Origin of the sequence: Haloglomus salinum, from assembly GCF_024298825.1 — an archaeon.
Classification (GTDB): Archaea; Halobacteriota; Halobacteria; order Halobacteriales; family Haloarculaceae; genus Haloglomus; species Haloglomus salinum.
Map to the genome: position 1 here is coordinate 1,426,583 of NZ_CP101153.1, position 18,127 is coordinate 1,444,709.

The 18,127-nt window shown below is 69.9% G+C and carries 23 protein-coding genes; 8 read left to right on the plus strand and 15 right to left on the minus strand.

The features are described 5' to 3' along the window. Positions 1–4: 4 nt before the first annotated feature. Positions 5–730 carry a sporulation protein gene (locus NL115_RS06975; protein ID WP_254832461.1) on the plus strand — a complete coding sequence of 242 codons (726 nt, stop codon included), beginning with the start codon at positions 5–7 and terminating at the stop codon, positions 728–730. 1 nt (position 731) lies between these two features. Here the strand turns inward: NL115_RS06975 and NL115_RS06980 are convergent, their stop codons facing one another. The 3 genes from NL115_RS06980 to NL115_RS06990 all read right to left on the minus strand — a co-directional run bounded on the left by NL115_RS06980 (position 732) and on the right by NL115_RS06990 (position 3,324). Beyond that, entirely contained in the window at positions 732–1,550 is an 819-nt protein-coding gene (locus NL115_RS06980) for a DUF6159 family protein (RefSeq protein WP_254832462.1), read from the minus strand. Positions 1,551–1,657: 107 nt separating this feature from the next. Continuing rightward, positions 1,658–2,950: an MBL fold metallo-hydrolase gene (locus NL115_RS06985; RefSeq protein WP_254832463.1), complete on the minus strand. Its 1,293-nt coding sequence runs from the start codon at positions 2,948–2,950 to the stop codon at positions 1,658–1,660. Between the two features lie 59 nt (positions 2,951–3,009). Beyond that, positions 3,010–3,324, minus strand: a complete 315-nt coding sequence (locus NL115_RS06990) for a CPCC family cysteine-rich protein (protein ID WP_254832464.1) — start codon at positions 3,322–3,324, stop codon at positions 3,010–3,012. Between the two features lie 146 nt (positions 3,325–3,470). On the opposite strand from NL115_RS06990, the gene NL115_RS06995 reads away from it, so the two are divergent. Continuing rightward, positions 3,471–3,941, plus strand: coding sequence for a hypothetical protein (locus NL115_RS06995; protein ID WP_254832465.1), 471 nt, complete (start codon positions 3,471–3,473; stop codon positions 3,939–3,941). Between the two features lie 5 nt (positions 3,942–3,946). Here the strand turns inward: NL115_RS06995 and NL115_RS07000 are convergent, their stop codons facing one another. Together NL115_RS07000 and NL115_RS07005 are read right to left on the minus strand one after the other, a co-directional pair. Beyond that, a complete protein-coding gene (locus NL115_RS07000; RefSeq protein ID WP_254832466.1) occupies positions 3,947–4,246 on the minus strand; it encodes a DUF6360 family protein in 300 nt (99 codons plus the stop codon). 65 nt (positions 4,247–4,311) lie between these two features. After that, positions 4,312–4,767 (minus strand): universal stress protein, encoded by a 456-nt coding sequence (locus NL115_RS07005; protein ID WP_254832467.1) that lies wholly within the window; start codon positions 4,765–4,767, stop codon positions 4,312–4,314. A 141-nt stretch (positions 4,768–4,908) separates the two neighbouring features. On the opposite strand from NL115_RS07005, the gene NL115_RS07010 reads away from it, so the two are divergent. Next, on the plus strand, positions 4,909–5,763 hold the full coding sequence (locus NL115_RS07010) for an aldo/keto reductase (RefSeq protein WP_254833069.1): 855 nt from the start codon (positions 4,909–4,911) through the stop codon (positions 5,761–5,763). A gap of 15 nt (positions 5,764–5,778) precedes the next feature. Here the strand turns inward: NL115_RS07010 and NL115_RS07015 are convergent, their stop codons facing one another. Together NL115_RS07015 and NL115_RS07020 are read right to left on the minus strand one after the other, a co-directional pair. Then, positions 5,779–6,381 carry a SprT-like domain-containing protein gene (locus tag NL115_RS07015; protein WP_254832468.1) on the minus strand — a complete coding sequence of 201 codons (603 nt, stop codon included), beginning with the start codon at positions 6,379–6,381 and terminating at the stop codon, positions 5,779–5,781. After that, entirely contained in the window at positions 6,378–6,545 is a 168-nt protein-coding gene (locus tag NL115_RS07020) for a hypothetical protein (protein WP_254832469.1), read from the minus strand. The genes NL115_RS07015 and NL115_RS07020 overlap by 4 nt, the downstream gene beginning before the upstream one ends. A gap of 167 nt (positions 6,546–6,712) precedes the next feature. Here NL115_RS07020 and NL115_RS07025 point away from each other — a divergent pair, with 167 nt between their 5' ends. Together NL115_RS07025 and NL115_RS07030 are read left to right on the plus strand one after the other, a co-directional pair. After that, positions 6,713–7,699: a prohibitin family protein gene (locus NL115_RS07025; RefSeq protein WP_254832470.1), complete on the plus strand. Its 987-nt coding sequence runs from the start codon at positions 6,713–6,715 to the stop codon at positions 7,697–7,699. Positions 7,700–7,756: 57 nt separating this feature from the next. After that, positions 7,757–8,440, plus strand: coding sequence for an MBL fold metallo-hydrolase (locus NL115_RS07030; protein ID WP_254832471.1), 684 nt, complete (start codon positions 7,757–7,759; stop codon positions 8,438–8,440). Positions 8,441–8,510: 70 nt separating this feature from the next. Here the strand turns inward: NL115_RS07030 and NL115_RS07035 are convergent, their stop codons facing one another. From NL115_RS07035 to pyrG, 3 genes are read right to left on the minus strand one after another with little or no spacing between them, the layout of a single operon-like run. After that, the gene (locus tag NL115_RS07035; protein WP_254832472.1) at positions 8,511–8,831 is read right to left on the minus strand and encodes a DUF7126 family protein; all 321 of its coding nucleotides are present in this window, start codon (positions 8,829–8,831) and stop codon (positions 8,511–8,513) included. Continuing rightward, on the minus strand, positions 8,824–9,741 hold the full coding sequence (gene guaA, locus NL115_RS07040) for a glutamine-hydrolyzing GMP synthase (RefSeq protein ID WP_254832473.1): 918 nt from the start codon (positions 9,739–9,741) through the stop codon (positions 8,824–8,826). The genes NL115_RS07035 and guaA overlap by 8 nt, the downstream gene beginning before the upstream one ends. Then, positions 9,741–11,408 (minus strand): CTP synthase, encoded by a 1,668-nt coding sequence (pyrG, locus tag NL115_RS07045; RefSeq protein WP_254832474.1) that lies wholly within the window; start codon positions 11,406–11,408, stop codon positions 9,741–9,743. Before pyrG ends, guaA begins: the two co-directional genes overlap by 1 nt. Before the next feature lie 203 nt (positions 11,409–11,611). On the opposite strand from pyrG, the gene msrB reads away from it, so the two are divergent. Continuing rightward, the gene (gene msrB, locus NL115_RS07050) at positions 11,612–12,013 is read left to right on the plus strand and encodes a peptide-methionine (R)-S-oxide reductase MsrB (RefSeq protein WP_254832475.1); all 402 of its coding nucleotides are present in this window, start codon (positions 11,612–11,614) and stop codon (positions 12,011–12,013) included. Between the two features lie 31 nt (positions 12,014–12,044). Here the strand turns inward: msrB and NL115_RS07055 are convergent, their stop codons facing one another. From NL115_RS07055 to NL115_RS07065, 3 genes are all read right to left on the minus strand, one after another. Further along, positions 12,045–13,103: a Brp/Blh family beta-carotene 15,15'-dioxygenase gene (locus tag NL115_RS07055; RefSeq protein ID WP_254832476.1), complete on the minus strand. Its 1,059-nt coding sequence runs from the start codon at positions 13,101–13,103 to the stop codon at positions 12,045–12,047. Beyond that, on the minus strand, positions 13,094–13,912 hold the full coding sequence (locus NL115_RS07060; RefSeq protein ID WP_254832477.1) for a lycopene cyclase domain-containing protein: 819 nt from the start codon (positions 13,910–13,912) through the stop codon (positions 13,094–13,096). The genes NL115_RS07055 and NL115_RS07060 overlap by 10 nt, the downstream gene beginning before the upstream one ends. 111 nt (positions 13,913–14,023) lie before the next feature. Continuing rightward, positions 14,024–14,785, minus strand: coding sequence for a bacteriorhodopsin (locus NL115_RS07065; RefSeq protein WP_254832478.1), 762 nt, complete (start codon positions 14,783–14,785; stop codon positions 14,024–14,026). A 220-nt stretch (positions 14,786–15,005) separates the two neighbouring features. On the opposite strand from NL115_RS07065, the gene NL115_RS07070 reads away from it, so the two are divergent. Further along, positions 15,006–15,884 carry a HesA/MoeB/ThiF family protein gene (locus NL115_RS07070; RefSeq protein ID WP_254832479.1) on the plus strand — a complete coding sequence of 293 codons (879 nt, stop codon included), beginning with the start codon at positions 15,006–15,008 and terminating at the stop codon, positions 15,882–15,884. Positions 15,885–15,959: 75 nt separating this feature from the next. Here the strand turns inward: NL115_RS07070 and NL115_RS07075 are convergent, their stop codons facing one another. Both NL115_RS07075 and NL115_RS07080 read right to left on the minus strand, forming a co-directional pair. Continuing rightward, on the minus strand, positions 15,960–16,388 hold the full coding sequence (locus NL115_RS07075; RefSeq protein WP_254832480.1) for a desampylase: 429 nt from the start codon (positions 16,386–16,388) through the stop codon (positions 15,960–15,962). After that, on the minus strand, positions 16,388–17,305 hold the full coding sequence (locus NL115_RS07080) for an ABC transporter substrate-binding protein (RefSeq protein WP_254832481.1): 918 nt from the start codon (positions 17,303–17,305) through the stop codon (positions 16,388–16,390). The genes NL115_RS07075 and NL115_RS07080 overlap by 1 nt, the downstream gene beginning before the upstream one ends. Before the next feature lie 136 nt (positions 17,306–17,441). On the opposite strand from NL115_RS07080, the gene NL115_RS07085 reads away from it, so the two are divergent. After that, entirely contained in the window at positions 17,442–17,963 is a 522-nt protein-coding gene (locus tag NL115_RS07085) for a GNAT family N-acetyltransferase (RefSeq protein ID WP_254832482.1), read from the plus strand. Positions 17,964–18,127: the final 164 nt, after the last annotated feature.

The window sequence follows — 18,127 nt, forward strand, 5'->3', positions numbered from 1 at the left end:
GGCCATGAAGAAGGTCCTCGCGACAGTCGGAATCGGTAACGCCACCGTCGACACCGTCCTCGCCTCGGAGACGGTCCAGCCGGGGGAGACGGTCGACGCGGAAATCAGAGTCGAGGGCGGCAACGCCGAACAGGAGGTCCGCCATATCGACCTGGAGTTCGAGACGTACTACCACACCGAGGACGGTCGTCGGGAGGGGACCGTCGACACCGCACGGCTCACCGACGGGTTCATCATCGAACCCGACGAGTCCCGGGCCATCGAGACGCAGGTGGAGATTCCCTGGGGGACGCCGCTGACGATGGGTGGCGTGGACGTGTGGCTGGAGACCGAACTCGACGTGACCGGCATCGATCCCGAAGACAAGGACTACCTCGACGTCCGTCCCACGGACCGCCAGCAGGCCGTCTTCGACGCCGCGGAGTCGCTCGGTCTCTCGCTGCGGACCGCGAAGAACGAGGAGGTTCCGGGCTGGGGCAGCAACCGATTCGTCCAGGAGTTCGAATTCAAGACGAGCGGCGGCCCCTTCCGCGGCGACCTCGACGAGATCGAACTCATCTTCGACCCCGGCCCGGACCGGCTCACGGTCGCCGTCGAGGTCGACCGCCGGGGCGGCCTGCTGTCGGAGATGACCGACACGGACGAGCGCAAGGACTCGCTCGTCGTGGAGACGGCCGACGCCGGTGCCGTCGAGCGCGACCTCCGCGAGATCATCGAGCGGAACGTCTGAGTCAGCGGTCGCCGGTCGCCTCGCGGAGAACAGCCTCGTCGAACCCCTCGACGGAGCCGTCCTCGGCGGCGTACCGGTAGAGTGCGGCCTTCGTGACGCCCTGGAGGGCAGCACCGAACAGGAAGCCGACCGCCGCGAGCGCGACACCGACGAGCAACAGCGGGCCGGCCCCGGTGGGGTCCGGGACCAGCAGTGCCACCGCGACGACGGCGATGCCCGGCAGGACGAGCAGGAGACTCACCGCCTCGGTGGTGAAATCGGCGCCGAACGCCTCCCCCCAGATATCACGCACGGTGCGTCCGCTCTCGCGGAACATCTCGACCGGACCGGCGTCCTCGAAGACGACCACCGGGACGACGAAGTAGGTGAGGGCGCCCCAGGCCAGTCCGAGCAGCGCCGCCACGATGTCGCCGAGCAGGTCGCTGGAGGACTCGATGGCCCGGAGGACGAGCCCGACGACGGCGCTCGCCAGGGCCCAGACGACGAGCGCGCCGGCGTGGCCCGCCGCGGCCCGGAGCGATTCGACCACCGTCGGGTCCGCCCCACGGAACGACTCGCGGGCGGCGTACACCAGTGCGGCGTTGCCGAAGGCGGCCAGCAGGCTCGTGCCGAAGTAGACCGCGAACAGCACCCCGACGGCGACGAGGGGGGAGCCGATATCGCCGACCAGGAGCGTGCTCCCGAGGACGGCGACCAGGTAGACCAGCGTCGCGAGTCCGCTCACCAGCGGCAGGACGGCGAACCGGGGGTTCCGACGGAGGAGGCCGGCGCTCTGGCCGGTCAACCGGAATCCGGTCTGCAGACGCCTCAACAGTCCCATCGGACGGTCACCTCGCTACGCGTCTCGCGGCGGGAACCAGTCGCGCGCATCGGCCGGTTGCTGTGTCGAGACGGACATAACGGCCACGGTACCCGCGCCACGCTCGCTCAGACCGTCACGGCGTCGCCGAGTGCCGGCGCGCTCGCCTCGTAGCCCTCGACCCGCAGTTCCTCGGCGAACGTCGCGCAGCGGTCGCCGTGGTTGGCGAGGACCGGCGTGTCGCGGTAGCTGTCGAGGAACGACAGGAGCCCGTCGCGGTCGGCGTGTGCGGAGAAGTCGTACTGTTCGACCTGCGCGGCGACGGGCATCACACGGCCGTCGATCTCGGCGCTGCCCGTCTCCAGCAACTCGCGGCCCGGCGTCCCCTCGACCTGGTAGCCCGTCATCGCGATCTTGTTCGTCGGATTGCGCCGGATTTCGGGGATGTAACTCATCGCGGGGCCGCCCGAGAGCATCCCGCTCGTGGTGACGATGGCGGCGTTCTGTTCCGCGATGCGTTCGCGCTGGCCGTCACGACCGGTGACGAACCGGGCATGTGATTTCGCCCGCCGGAGTGCATCGGCGTCGCGGACGTAGTCCGGATACTGCCGGAGCATCCGGGTCACGTCCTGGCCCATCCCGTCGACGTAGCAGGGGATGTCGTAGTGTTCGCAGATGAGCAACAGCTCCTGCGTGCGGCCGATGGCGAACGCCGGGACGACGACGGTGCCACCCTCGTACAGCGTCGTCCGGACGCTCTCGGCGAAGCGTTCCTCGACCGTCGCGCGCGGTTCGTGCTGGACATCCGAGTAGGTCGACTCGCAGACCACCACGTCCGCGTCCGGGCGCGCGGTCGTGCCCGCGACGAGGCGCTGTCCACGAATCGGCTCCCCGTGGCGATCCGTGCGGCTCGCGGGAGCGTCGCTCCCGCGCTGGCTGGTGGTGTGGAAGTCGCCCGTGTAGAGCAGCCGCGTCTCCCCGTCGTCGACCAGCACGTGTGCGCTCCCGGGGATGTGACCGGCGTCGAAGAAGGTCACCTCGTAGCCCGCGGCTGCGAACGGCTCCCCGTATCCATGGGGCTGGTCGACCTCCCCGACGCGTTTGAGGTCGGTCTCGGTGAACGGACAGCGGTGGCTGCCACCGTGCAGTTTCAGCGTGTCCCGTGCGAGCGTCAGCGCCAGTTCCCGGGTCGGCGGCGTCCAGTGGATATCGGGGCGGTCGCGACCCGACAGCAGGGCGGGTACCGCGCCCGCGTGGTCGAGGTGGCCGTGCGAGACGACGACGGCCTCCGGGTCGACCGACCCGACGGGGTAGGCGGGCGGCGTGCCCGTCTTCATCCCGTAGTCCAGCAGGAGGCGGTCGTCGACGAGGACGGCACTCCGGCCGACCTCTCCGGCACCCCCGAGGAACTGGAGTTCCATGGGCCCCGGTAGACGGGGCCGGCGTTTCCCTCCGTCGGTCCGGCGGCGCCGGGCGCGTGTCAGTCGTACGGCCAGTTCGGGTCCCGCTCGGCACCCGCCGGCTCCCGCGTCTCCGCGACGGCCTCCGGCGTGCAGGCACCGTACTCGGCGAAGTTCTCGCGGGCCCGGCAGAGCGAGACATGGTTGTAGTCTCCCTCGTGGTCCGGGTGGTGGAACCCCACGAGGTCGTCCAGCCAGCCACAGACCGCACAGACCTCGTACGACCCGGGCGTGTCGGGCGCCAGCGTCCGATACCCACAGCACGGGCAGAACCCGAGTTCGCGAGAGACCGGACTGTCCGTCCGGGTGCGGCGCGGGTCACCGGTCGAACCCATACCCGGCCTTGGTGTCGCACGGACAAAAACCGTCGTAGCGTCACCCCGCAGCGTCACCCCGCAGCGTCACCCCGTCCTGCCGGCCGGCGCGGGGCCGCCCCGGCAGCGCCACACGGCTTTTGTCGAGATACGTGTAACGCTACCGTATGTCACGCACAGACGGCGACCGAGACCCCAGCGACGAGGCGCTCACGGATATCGAACGCGCGGCGCTCCACGACCTCGAACTCGGGCTCGAACACGTCCGACGGGGGTACGGCGCGCTGCTGACGTTCCACCACCAGATCGGCCGCGGGATGGACCGGTTCGAACGGGCGCGCAGCCGCCTCCGCGAGGCCGGCCACGACGCCCTCGCCGACCGTCTCCGCGACGAGGTCCTGCCGGCGGGCGCCGTCGGCGACCGCTGGTCGTACGAACTGGTGGCGGACTTCCGCGCGGGGTTCCTCGCCGACGCGACGGCCATCGAGGGCGACGCACGCGAGGCGCTCGCCGGGGGCGGCCACCACCTCACGGAACGGCGGCAGCAGCGGCGCTGGCGCGAACGGGCCGCCGGCGAGTCGTGGCGCGCGGCGAGCGACGACGAGGCGGACCGCGCGGCGGGCGACGACGGGGCGTGACCCGCTCAGGCGTCGTCCGCGTCGTCGGCCAGCGCGGCCTCGACCTTCTCGGCGTGTTTCTCGAGGTCGGCGGCGATACTCCGCGCCTGCTCGGGCGTGAGCGTCACCGTCTCGGCGTGGGCCGGCAGCTCCGTCAGCTGCGTGTTGTCCAGCTCCAGCTGCAGGGAGACGTGGTCCGGGTTCTTCCGCGGCGACGTGACGTTCAGCGTCGCGAACGCCTCCTCCTCGAACCCGTGACCCTCGGCGACGGCGTCCACCAGGTCGAGCGTGGTGTACGCGTTCACTGTCATCAGTCGGTCGACCATACCGGCCGGAGGTGGCGGCCGGGCGTAAGGGTGGCGTCCGCCGGGCGGCCCCGGGCGCAGGGCCGTCAGCCGTCGGCCCCAGCGCCCTCGCCGGCGCGCTCGCCACGCACCGTGAGGACTGGCCGCTCGCAGGTCCGGACGACGGCCTCTGCGACGCTCCCGAGGAGGAACCCGCCATCGCCGCCCCGGCCACGGGTCCCCAGTGCGACGCTGTCGGCGCCGGCCTCCTGGGCGTAGTCGACGATGGCGTCGGCGGGGTGTCCCTCACGGACGAGGGTATCCACCTCGATATCGTCGGGGGCCTGCTCGGCGACCGCGTCGACGGCATCCGAGGCGCGTTCGTGGAGTGCGGCCCGGACCGAGTCCGCGTCCTCGGCAGGCACCTCCGCCACGCGACTGGGGTCGACGACCGACAGCACGTGGACCGCCGCGTCGAACCGGTCTGCCAGGTCCAGCGCCGTGGCGACGGCGCGCTCGCCGCTCTCCGAGCCGTCCGTCGCCACGACCAGCAGGTCGAACATGCACGACCCGTCGCGCGCCGCTGGTTAAAAGCCGATGGGTCCGACCCGGACACCACCGTCGGCCGGGGGGCCCACCGGCGGCCACGCGCCGGAGCCGGCAGGTATTCGGGTCGGTCGGCCCTACGACGGCCCGTGAGCGACATCGAGAGCCTCACCGTGCAGGGCGTCGAGGTCCCCCGGCTCGGCCTCGGGACCTGGCGGCTGACCGGCGACGACTGCCGCGAGGCCGTCGAGACCGCGCTCGACCTGGGCTACCGCCACATCGACACCGCACAGGTGTACACGAACGAGCGGCAGGTCGGTGACGCGCTGGCCGCAAGCGACGTGCCCCGCGAGGACGTGTTCCTCGCCACCAAGCTCGGGCCCGAGAGCCGAGCGTACGACGACGTGCTCCGGACGACCGAGGAGAGCCTCGCCCGCCTCGGCACGGACTATCTCGACCTGCTGCTCGTCCACTGGCCCAACGGCCGGCCGCCGGGGTCGCCGCCGAACCCGCTCGCCGCGGCGCCCGACCACGAGGAGACGCTCCGCGCGATGAACGAACTCGTCGATGCCGGGAAGGTCCGGAACGTCGGCGTCTCGAACTTCAGCGTCGACGAACTTGACACGGCCCGGGAGCTGAGCGACGCGCCGGTCCTCACGAACCAGGTCCAGTACCACCCGTTCTGGGACCAGCAGGACCTGCGCTCGTACTGCCGGGTCCACGACGTGCTCCTGACGGCGTACTCGCCGCTGGGCCACGGGGGCGTGCTCGACGACCCCGTTCTGGAGCGTATCGCCCGCCGGCACGCGAAGACGCCCGCACAGGTCGCGCTCCGCTGGCTCGTCCAGCAAGAGCAGGTCGCCACCATCCCGAAGGCCACGAGCCGCGAGCATCTGGCGGCGAACATGGCGATATTCGACTTCGAGCTGACCGAGGCGGAGATGGCCGAGATCCGCCGTCCCTCGAAGTACGAGACGCTGAAAGGGTTCCTGAAGGCTCGCGTGAGCGGATAGGCTCCGCCCGGCGGCTCACTCGTCCCCGGCTTCGACTCTGGTGTCTCCATCCGCCAGCCGCAGGTCGCCGCCACATTCGCCACACCGGTACTCGTCGACCCGCCGGACCAGCTTCGACTCGCGGTACCGCGCCAGCGCCGCGTCGCAGTCCTCGCAGACCACCCACCACTCCGGTGTCGTGAACAGTTCGCAGGAGACACACGTGTCGAGGCGCTCGGCCCACCGCTCGAACCGTTCGCCGTGGGAGCCGTCGCCGTACTCGTTCAGCAGGTGGACGTGGACGAGTTCGTGCCGGACGGTCGATGCCATCGCGGCCCAGCCGCGCCGCTCGAAGTAACCCCACGTGAGCACGACCACCTCCGGCTCGTCGTCGCGGTAGCGGACCTGTCCGGCCCGACGCTTCGCGCGCCGGCTGACCTGCCAGTCGAGGCGCCCCACGTCGGCCGAGAGACCGAACGCATCGACCACCTCGCGAGCGTACAGTTTGCAGGCGGCGAGGAACTCCGCCTCGGAGGCATCCGTATCGACGGCGTAGTACGCCGGGTCGATTCGGGAGTCGCCGTCGTCCGCCGCCGCACGCTCGGTCGCGTCGGGGGCCGCGTCGTCACCCGGCGTCACTCCGCGAAGTAGCTCGTGAAGAAACCCGAGAGGAACGCCGAGACCGCCACCGACAGCAGCAGTTCCTCTGTGCTCCACCCGTCGCCGTCGGCTCCGTAGGCGGTGATTGCGACGCTGATGACCGTCGAGATGATACCGTTGACGAGGTGCTTGCTGAACCCCATACCGACACCAGCGGCGCCAGCCGCATAGGCGTCGGGGTGGCCGCCGGGACCGCCGTTGGACCGTCCGGCCGACACGCTATCTGAACATTTATTCAGCGCCGTGCGCCCATTTGTTACATGGTCCCCAGACGACGGTTCCGGCGGAGCGGACAGTACGGAGGCTGGCGATGAGTGACATCCTCGATTCCGGGCCGGACTCCGATTCCGGGTCTGACCTCGACCCGGCGCGCGTACTCCGGATGGCGGCCCTTGGACTCGGCCTCCTGGTCGTTCTCGGGCTGTTGCTCGGGGGGTACCACCAGGTCCCTGAGGGGCACGTCGGCGTGCAGAAGTCGTTCGGCGCGGTCACCGGCGACGAACTCGCGCCCGGTGCCCACCTCATCGCCCCGGTGAAGGACTCCGTCCAGGACGTGGAGATCCGTCCACGGACGTACACGATGGCGAACACGAGGGGGGAAGGCGACAGAGCCGGACGGGCCGACGCGGTGACGGTCCAGACAGTGAACGGGACGACCGTCGAGATCGATATCACGGTTCGCTACCGGGTCGAGCAGAGCAATCCCTCGCGGTTCGTGACCGAGTGGCGGACGGTGGAGCAGGCCGAACAGCGGCTCATCCGGCCGTCGATCCGGTCGCGCCTCCGCGACGAGGCGGCTGGAATCCAGACCAGCGAGATATACACCAGCAACGGCCGAGAACGGCTCGGAACGGCCGCACAGGAGAAACTCGAGTCCGCCTTCGAGAGCGAGGCGCTCGTTCTGGAGGAGGTGCAGGTCCGGGACGTCGACCTGCCGTCGTCGTACGACGAGGCCCTGAACGAGAAGGAGATCGCCAAGCAACGGGTCCAGAAGAAGGAGTTCGAGATCCAGCAGGCCCGCAAGGACAAGGAGCAACAGGAGATTCGCGCGGAGGCGGACGCCCGCGTCATCGAGATTCGGGGGCGCGCGCTCCGTGACAACCCCATCGTGCTGAAACAGCAGTACGTCAAGAGCATCGACGCATCCGACAAGGTCATCCTCGCGACCGACCGCGATGGGACACCGATAATCCTCCAGACCGACGGCGGTGGCAGCGGCAACACCTCACAGGTCGATATCGGCGGGAGCGCGTCGGTCAACACGACCGGGCCCGTCCGGGCCACACCGACGCCCTGACACCTGCCGCCGTCCGCCATGGGTAGACCCTTATCCACCCGTGGTGTACGTGAAAGCATGCTCGTGCACCTCCGTGGGGATGTCTGGCAGATAGAGTGTACCGGGGTGAACGCCTACCTCGCCGACGACGACGGCGTGCTGACCCTGGTCGACACCGGACTGTCGCGGGACGGGAGCACCATCCGGACCGCCATCCGGGAGGCGGGCTACGACGTGAACGACCTCGAGCGCATCCTCATCACGCACTACGATGTCGACCACGTGGGCGCGCTCGCCTCGCTCGCCGCCGAGACCGGCGCCGACGTCCACATGGGCGCGGCCGACGCACCGTTCCTGATGGGCAAGGAGCAGCCACCTGGCCTCACGCTGAAGGGTGCCCTCCAGCGCGCCGGGAAGCGCCTGGTCGACCGCCCGGACCACGACCCCGAACTGGTGGCCGACGGCGACGAGATCGGGAGCTTCACCGCCTACCACACGCCCGGCCACACGCCCGGCCACACCGCCTACGTCAGCGACGCCCTCGACGCCGCGTTCGTCGGTGACCTGGTCCTCGAGTCCGACGGCGAACTCGAGCCCTCCCCGTGGTTCATCACCTACGACACCGAGAGCGTCCGCGAATCCATCCACGACCTCGCCGACCGGGCCCCCGCGGTCGACGTACTGGCGATGGGCCACGGCACGCCGTTCGTCCGCGACGGCTCCATCCGGCTCGCGGAGCTGGGCGAGCGTATCGAGCAGTAGGCCAGGCGGCCCGTGCGCCGGCGGCCGAGTCCTCCGAGAACGTCGGTCCCGGGGGTGGACGTACAGGTCGCTACGCCAGTTCCTCGGCGACCGCCTCGGGCCCCAGCAGCGCGGGGTCCATCGCGATGACCTCCTGCCCACCGACGAACTCCGGCAGGGAGTCGGCAGTGTAGGCGACGATACGGATGTCGGAGGTCAGTTCGCGGGCCAGCGGGATGGCCGTCGCGAGACCGGCGTCCGTGAGGACCAACAGGTCGGCCGTCTCGATGTCGGCCTCGACGAGGTCGTCGCGGGTGGCCGTGCCGGCCGCGCGAGTGACCTCGAACCCCTCGGCCGCGAGCGCCTCGCCCAGTCCCTCCGGGTCCGCCCCAGCGATGACGGCCTCACTCATATTCGATGGTGGCGGGGGGTTTGTGCGTCACGTCGTAGACGACGCGCGAGACGTTGTCGAGTTGGCCGGTGATGCGTGACTGGATGCGCTGGAGCGTCTCCCAGTCGAGCTCCTGGGCGCGGGCGGTCATCCCGTCGCGGGACTCGACGGAACGGACCGCGACCACGTGGCCGTGGACGCGGTTGTCGCCCTTGACGCCCGTCGCACGGCCCAGCACCGCGGCGAACGCCTGCCACGGGTCGTACTCCTCGAGCTCCGCCTCGACGACGTGGGTCGCCTCGCGGGCGACCTCGACCTTCTCCTCGGTCACCTCGCCGACGATACGGACGGCGAGGCCGGGGCCGGGGAACGGCATCCGCTCGGAGATGATGGCGTCCAGCCCTAACTCCCGTGCGACCTCGCGGACCTCGTCCTTGTAGAGGTCGCGCATCGGCTCGACGATGCGGTCGAAATCGACGACGTCGGGCAGGCCGCCGACGTTGTGGTGGGACTTGATGGTCCCCTCGGACTCGATGCGGTCCGGGTAGATGGTGCCCTGGACGAGCACGTCGGCGTCCTCCTCCCTCGCGACGGTCTCGAACTCGCGGATGAACTGCTCGCCGATGACGTGGCGCTTCTCCTCGGGGTCCGTGATGCCCTCCAGCGCGCCGAGGAAGCGGTCCTGGGCCTCGACGATACGGAGCGACTCCATGTAGGAGAAGGTCTCCCGTATCTCCTCGGTCTCGCCCTTGCGCATCAGGCCCGTATCGACGTAGACGGGCGTGAGCTGGGCGCCGACGGCCTCGTACGCGAGCGCAGCGGCGGTCGAGGAGTCCACCCCGCCCGAGAGGGCGATGATGGCGTGGTCGTCCCCGACCTGCTCGTCGATCTCCGCGACGGCGTCCTCGATGAACGAGTCGACGTCGACCATCAGGCGCTCACCTCCTCGGGGTCGCGCTCGTCACGTAGCTCGCCGTGCTCGAGCGCGGCGTCCAGCAACCCGACGAACGGCGGCGACGCCCGCCCCGGCCGGGAGCGGAATTCGGGGTGGAACTGCGTCCCGACGAAGTACGGATGCTCGTCGCGGGGCAACTCGAGTATCTCCATCCGGTTGGCCGCCGTCCCGGAGAAGACGAGGCCGCTTGCCTCCAGCTGGTCGATGTACTCGGGGTTGACCTCGTAGCGGTGCCGGTGGCGTTCCGTACAGGAGTCGGCGCCGTCGTACAGGTCGGCGGCGAGTGTGTCCGGCTCGATGTCCGTCTCGTGGGCCCCCAGCCGCATCGTCCCGCCCATGTCCTCGACCTCGTACTGCTCGGGCAGGATGTCGATGACGGGGTGGGGTGTGCCCTCGTCGAACTCCGTGGAGTTGGCGTCCGCGAGGTCACAGACGTTGCGCGCGTGGTCGACGACGGCCATCTGGAAGCCCAGACAGAGCCCGAGGAAGGGCACGTCGTTCTCGCGGGCGTAGCGGATGGCGTCGATCTTCCCGTCGGTGCCGCGGGCGCCGAAGCCGCCCGGGACGATGAGCCCGTCCGCCCGTTCGAGCCGGTCGCGGTGTTCCTCGTCCATGTCCTCGGTGTCGACCCACAGCACCTCGACGTCGACGCCGTGTTCGAGGCCGGCGTGCTTGCACGCCTCGTGGACCGAGAGGTAGGCGTCCTCGAGGTCGTACTTCCCGGCGAGCGCGATCTCGACGGTCCCGGTCGTGTCGCGGGTGACGAGGTCGCGCCAGCCGTTCTTGCGCTCGGCCGGTTCGAGGGCGTCCTCGGCGATACCGAGGCGCTCCATCACGTACTGGTCGAGGCCCTCGTCCTCGACCATCAGCGGGACGTGGTAGATGTCCTCCACGTCGGGGTTCGAGAAGACGGCGTCCGTCGGTACGTCGCAGAACAGGGCGATCTTCTCCTTCGTCTCGTCGTCGAGTTTGTCCTCGCAGCGCCCGACGAGGATGTCGGGCTGGAGACCGATAGAGCGGAGCTCCTTCACCGAGTGCTGGGTCGGCTTCGTCTTCTGCTCGCCGTTCTTCGAGTACGGGACGAGCGTGACGTGCGTGAACAGGATGTCCTCGTCGTCCTCCTCGTGGGAGAACTGGCGCAGCGCCTCCAGATACGGCATCCCCTCGATGTCGCCGACGGTGCCGCCGACCTCGATGATGCAGATGTCGTGGCCCTCGGCGGCCTCGCGGATGCGCCGCTTGATGTCGTCGGTGATATGCGGGATGATCTGGACGGTCTTGCCCAGGTAGTCGCCGGCGCGCTCCTTCTCGATGACGTTCTTGTACAGCTTCCCGGTCGTGACGTTGTGGTCGAACGTCATGTCGATGTCCAGGAAGCGCTCGTAGTTCCCGAGGTCGAGGTCGACCTCGCCCCCGTCCTTCAGCACGTACACCTCGCCGTGCTGGTAGGGGTTCATCGTCCCGGCGTCGACGTTGAGGTACGGGTCGATCTTCACGGCGGTGACGTCGAACCCGGCGTTGGCGAGCAAGCGGCCGGTCGAGGCGGCCGTGATTCCCTTGCCGAGCCCGGACATGACGCCGCCGGTGACGAAGACGAACTTGTTCCCCAGTGTGGGGTCGTACTCCGCGGGCCCTGTCGGCATACCGACGGTCCGCGAGGGTCGCTCAAGAGCGTTACGGAGGGACCGACGGTGTGTGACTCCCTCCCGGAACAGCCGGCCGCGCGGGCCCCGAACTGGGCGTTCGTGGGACGGGACCGGCTGCCCGGCATCGAGTCCGGGAACGGTCGCACACGCCCGACACCCGTGGGGGAAACGGGGAAGGGGCCACGACCCCTACAGCGGGTATGAGCGAGTCAGACACGCAGCTGCCCGAGACCGACGAGGAGTGGCGCGAGGTCCTCACCGAGGAGGAGTACCGCGTGCTCCGTGAGCAGGGGACCGAGCCGAAGTTCTCCAGCGACCTCATCGACGTGAAAGGCGACGGCGCGTTCGACTGCGCGGGCTGTGGCGCCGAGCTGTTCGACGGCGACACGAAGTTCGGCTCCGGCACGGGCTGGCCCTCCTTCTACGACGCCAACGACGGCGCCGTCGAACTCCGCGAGGACCGCAGCCACGGGATGGTCCGCACCGAGGTCGTCTGTGCCGAGTGCGGCGGCCACCTGGGCCACGTCTTCGACGACGGCCCCGAGCCGACGGGCAAGCGCTTCTGCATCAACGGCGTGGCGCTGAAGTACGACGAGGAGTAGGCCGTCCGTCTCCGACCGCCGAACGGGCGGACTACCCGGAATCGGACACGTTCCACACCCCCTGCGCGCGGTCCAGCAGCGCGACCACGACGACGTGAGGGAGCGTCAGCACGGCGATGAGCACGAGATACAGCCCGACGGCCGCCTCGACGTTCGCAGGGCGCACCGGAACGAGGTAGTAGAACGCCGCGAGGAAAACGACCGAGACGGCCGTCAGGGGTGCCGCATCGCGCGCGAACCCGCGGAGCGCCGGGGCGAGCGACCCGGCCCGCAGGCCCGCCACCGCGTCCCCGTCGAGTAACACCAGGCGCGCGATGTGCCGGAGCGAGTGCCAGAGGCAGAAGTAGACACCCACCGCGAGGACGGGCGGCACGGCGAGGAAGAACGCCCAGAGCAGGGCCGTCTCGCCGGCATCGACCCGCCAGCCCGAATCGCGGAACCCGTCCGTCGCGCGTGCCAGCCCCACGGCGAGCGTCCCGAGCGTCAGGGCGGCGAAAGCCGCGCCGAGCGCGAGTCGCGTCTCGACCCGGAACAGGGGGGCCAGCGCCGACGGGGCGACGCCGAACCGGCCGGTCAACGCCCGTGCGACGCGGCGGTACTGCCCCGGATACGAGAGCAGCGGCACGAGCATCGGCAGCCCGCCGCGAACCGCCGCGGTAGCGACGCGCTGGGCCCGCGAGCGGAGGTGGCCGACATCCGCGAGCGCCAGCAGGGTGTACACGTCGCCCTGCCCCCAGTGGGCCCAGGTGATGGCGATGAACAGCAGGAACGCCGGAACGGGTGCGAGGAACCACAGCGCGAGGTAGGCGCCGCCGAGCAGCCCGTAGAGGGCGCCGACGCCCGCGAGTGCCCGGAGCGTGACCGGCCGGTCACGGACCCGCGGGACGGCGAGGTGGTCGACGGCGCCGTGGGGGAGCCCCAGGACGAGAACGCTCACAGCCAGCGGCGCGTACTGGAGCGCGAGCGGCACCTCGACGCCGAGGAGGAAGGGGACGACAAGCAGCCCGTGGGCGACCCACGCTGGCGCGAGCGCGCCGCCAGCGAGCGTCTCTCGGACCCGACCGGACACCGCCAGTTCTCTCACAGCCATCGGTCGGCCACCCAGAGCCAGAGCACGAGTCCCTGCACGACGAACACGTTCGTCAGGAGGAAGAACGCGGCCTCCTCGACTGGGAGCCCCAGCAACGGGACGGCATAGCCCGTCGTCAGGTCCGGGGAGAGTTCCCAGACGCCCAGCGCGAGCGCGACCCGGTCGGCTACCCAGAGGTACAGCGTCGGGACGGCCACGGCCAGCGCGACCACCCGCCGCCGCGCCCAGAGGTACGGCCAGCCGAACGCCCACTGGATGGCGAGCACGGGCGCCGCCCACAGCAGGAGCGTCCCGAGGTAGAACCCGCCCTCCAGCGCGAGCGCGAACCAGCCGCCGAGCGCAATCAGGCCACCGACGCCGGCGCCGAGGGCACGCTGTCCGGGCGTGGCATCGAGTCGGTCACGTGCGAGCGCCGTGCCCCCGTCCGCCCGTACCGACCGCTCGGGCGGCCCCGCGGGGAGCAGGTAGAGCCACAGCGCCGTCAGCACCGGCTGGAGGACGAAGAACAGGTACTCGCCCAGCGGTACCGCGAGGAATCGTGCGACGACGGCGCCCTCGCCGTAGCGCCACGCCCCCTGCCGGATGAGGTAGCTGTCCCACGGCGTGGTGTAGACGAACGCCAGCACCGCCATGATGAGGACACCGACGACCCGCGCGTCCAGCGATCGCCCGGCGAGTCGGACTCGTGGCGGCGCGACCGCCGGTGGGCCGACCCGAAGTGCCACCCCGCGAGCGGTGGCCGCGGCGAAGACGAGCAACGGCCCGCCGAGGAACACGAGGTGGAACTGGAGGTACGTAAGGGTCGTCATCGGGTATGGTATCGGAAAGAACGCCGTGGTGGTCGCATGAGTCCGGCGATAGCTGCCGGGCGATACGAGCCGCCGGCACCGGCGCCGGCAGGTGGTCCGTGCCGGTCGTCGTCAGTCGGCGGCCGCGGCCTCGGAGGCTGCGGCAGCCTGGTCCAGCACGTCACGGCTTCGGAGCAGGATGAAGCCGAAGCCGACCTTCGCGGCCAGGTCGAGGACCATGAACAGCACCGTCTCGACACCGAGGCCGACGAGGTCCAGCGTCCCCTCCGTGCCGATAATCCACACGATGGGGTACGCCGTCCACAGGACGATGACGAGGTTGCGGAGCGTGCTGAACAGGCTCGCGACATCACCCGAGCGCTGGGCCGCGACGCTGCTGAGCGTCGACACCAGGTAGTACAGCAGCACGACGAAGAATCCACAGCTGATGCCCCACCACGCGATTCGGGTCCCCGCCGGACTGAGCGGGCTACCCGCACCGGTCGCCAGTGCGCCGGCGAGACCGGTCACGATCATCCCGACGTCCAGGCCGACAAGCGTGGCGATGGTGTTCCGGTCGGCCCCGGCGAGCAAGCCGAGGTCGAGCAGAAGCAGCGGGGTCGTGAACAGCCAGTCGGCGTACCGGGCCCAGTAGATGGTGAGTGTCTCACCACCACCGGCCAGCGTCACCTCGATGACGCCGAACCCCTGGAACATCGAGAAGTACGCCACGGCGGCGATACCCGTGATGAACGTGGTGATGATGAAGAACTCCTGTTTCCGTTCGTTGGTCTCGCCCGACCCCATCGCGATGAACGCGAGGGTGCCGAGCGCCATGCCGAGGGTGCCGATTCCCAGTGCAATGGTCTGTATGTCGCTTGTCGGTCCCGCCATAGTGCACCCGTCTCTACGGGTGCGTCCCCCTTAATAGTAGGGTGCAGTGGGATGGAGATGAGTCTACCATGCCCCGTCCCGTGGGGACGTATGTAGGGTGGAAACGTTATCGGTAATAAACTTTCTGGTGGATAGTGTCCGTCGGGAACAGCCCACGCGGTGGCTGCCATCCCGGCGCGCGACCCCCGCGCTTATTCGCCCACTCGCCCTACGGCGGCGTATGTCACTCGACCTCACGCCGGAGCAGCTCGACCGCTACTCCCGGCACGTCATCATGGACGAGGTCGGCCCGGAGGGACAGGGCCGGCTACTGGACGCCCGGGTCCTCTGTATCGGTGCCGGCGGCCTCGGCTCGCCCGTCATCCAGTACCTCGCGGCGGCTGGCGTCGGCACGCTCGGTATCGCCGACGACGACGTCGTCGAACGCTCGAACCTCCAGCGCCAGGTCATCCACGGCGACCCCGACGTGGGGCGCCCGAAGGTCGAGTCAGCGAAGGAGTTCGTCGCCCGGCAGAACCCCGACATCGACGTCGAGCCCCACGAGACCCGCGTCACGCCCGACAACATCGAGGGCCTCCTCGACGAGTACGACCTCGTCGTCGACGGCTCGGACAACTTCGCCACCCGCTATCTGGTCAACGACGCCTGCACGCTCGCCGGCGTCCCGTTCGTCCACGGCGCCATCCTCCGGTTCGAGGGGCAGATGACCACCTTCGAGGCCCGCTCGCCGCCGGAGGCGGTGGGAGAAGACGGCGAAGCCGCCGATTCGCCGGTCGAAGGGGGCGACAACGGCCCCTGCTACCGGTGCCTGTTCCCGGAGGCCCCCGAACCCGGCACGGTCCCGGACTGCGCCACCGCCGGCGTCCTCGGGGTCCTTCCCGGGACGGTCGGCTGCGTGATGGCCACCGAGGCCGTCAAACTCGTGCTCGACCACGGGGAGACGCTCGACGGCCGGATGGTGTTCTACGACGCCGAGGACATGACCTTCCGCGAGATACAGGTCGAACCGCGGCCGGACTGCCCGGTCTGTCAGCCCGGCGGCATCGAGTCCGTCCACGAGGTCGAGTACCGAGACACCTGTTCTATCGCCGCTGATTGAGACGAGAGCCACAGACAAATAGAATACCTACAGATTATCCGGCAGAATCAGAGACTATCGTAGAAATCCGGAGCCTCACGAGTCGACGGCCCGGACCGGTTCCCGTTCGAACCGCTCGCCCGTCCAGCGCCAGGACCGCACGTCGGGGTCGGCGGCACCCAGCGAGACGATGACGTAGCTGTACCCCTCCCACGTCGCCTCGTGGGCGTCGACGTTGCTCGGGGCCGGCGGGCCGCGGGGGTGCGAGTGGTAGAAGCCGACGACCTCGTCGCCGTCCGCTTCCAGCTCGCGCATCAGTTCCAGCTGCTCGGCGGGGTCGAGTTCGTACCGGTTCCGTGGCGAGTCGGCGGCGTTGGTCGCGCGGGCCGACTCGTGGGCGGTCGAGGCCTCGCCGTCGGCCGCCGCGCCGTGTCGTCCAGCGAGGACGCCGCACACCTCCTCGGGTACGCCTCCGCGTGCGTGTGCGAGGATATCCTCGCGGACCGACGGGGCGAGACGGAGCATCAGGCCACCGTCCGCGCCAGCGGTCGGACGGCGTCGGCCGGGGGCTCGTCGAACCGCTCGGGATGCAGCACCCACGCGAGGTACTCCAGCGTCTCGACGAGGCGCGGCCCGGGGCGGTTGACGAGGTGGTGGCCATCCATCGCGAACGCCCGCTCCTCGCGGACCGCGGCCAGGTCGCCGAACCCCTCGCGACCCGTGAGGTCGTCGAGGTTCTCGAACGTCTGGTCGAGTTCGAACCCGCAAGGTGCGGCGACCAGCACCTCGGGGTCGTACTCGCGGACCTCGGCCCACTCGCGGGGGCGGGACTCGGCTCCGTGCTCGGCCATGCCGTACTCGCCGCCGGCCCACTCGACCAGTTCGGGCATCCAGTGGCCGGCGACCATCACGGGGGCGAGCCAGTCCAGCACCGCGACGCGAGGGCGCTCGTCCGTCGGAACGTCGTCCGTCAGCGCCCGCACGTGCCCGACCCGCTCGCGCAGGTCGACCACGAGGTCCGCGGCCGCCGCCGGCCGGTCCAGCGCAGCCCCGATACGCTCGATGTCGTCGAACACGTCGTCCAGCGAGTGTGGGTCCGTCGTGACGACCTCGCAGTCCAGCCCCAGTTCGTCGACGGCCTCGCGCACGAGCACGCGGTCGACGGCACACACGTCACAGATACCCTGCGAGACGACCACGTCCGGGTCGAGCCGTTCCAGCGTCGCGAGGTCGAGGTCGTAGACACCGCCGGCTCGCTCGGCCTGCGCGACCTGCTCGTTGATGTCGGCGCTCGAGGCCTCGGGGTCGACGTGCGTCTCGACGACGCTGGGCAGGTCCGCGGCCTCGGGCGGGTGGTCGCACTCGTGGGAGACGCCCACCGGCTCGATGCCGAGGGCGTAGACGATCTCCGTCGCGGACGGGAGGAGCGAGACGACGCGCATACCTCGTATTGGCGCGGGACCGGCTAAAACGTGTGGCAGCGCGACACCGATGCCGACCGGGACCGTAGGACCCCGCCACGGTATCACTTCCCAGCCGGGCGTAGCACTGACCACGGGGACACCACACGGCAGCCACATGGCCCCTGACGACAGCGAGCGGACAGCGAACGACCCTGCCACGGCGGTGCGGGAACTGACCACGGACGCGGAGTGGGACGCGGCGGTGCCGCTGCTGGGACAGCTCTGGAGCGACGCCGACCCGGCGTTCATCCGCTCGTGGCGCGGGGAGGACGACTATCGCCTGTTCGGGCTGTACGTCACCGACGGCGGCGTGGACGACGCAGACGGTACTGACGGCGCAAACGGCACGAACGGCGCGGACGGCGACCCTGACACGCTCGTCGGCGTCGTCGGGGTCTCCGTCCATCGCATCCTCCACCATCGGCGCCACGCCTGGGTCCACGACCTCGTGGTGGACGAGCCCCGGCGGTCGTCGGGGTTCGGCGCCGAACTGCTGGCGTTCGTCGAGCGCTGGGCCGACGAGCGGGACTGCGAGTACGTCGCACTCGCCAACCGTCTCGACAACGAGGACGCGCTGTCGTTCTACGAGGCCGAAGGGATGGAGCGATGGGGGTACGTGGTGGAGCGAGAGCTGTAGAAGTATATCAAACCTTGCATAGTCAATACCACTGCTGAGGCCCCTGGCTCGTCTCGGACGACGCGGGGACTGAACGGGAGAATCCATCGTTAGCTACCAAGTTCCGTTTCGGCCCAGACACACACGTCGCTCCCGTCAGGGCCCCACCACCGCCGGGTCGTAGC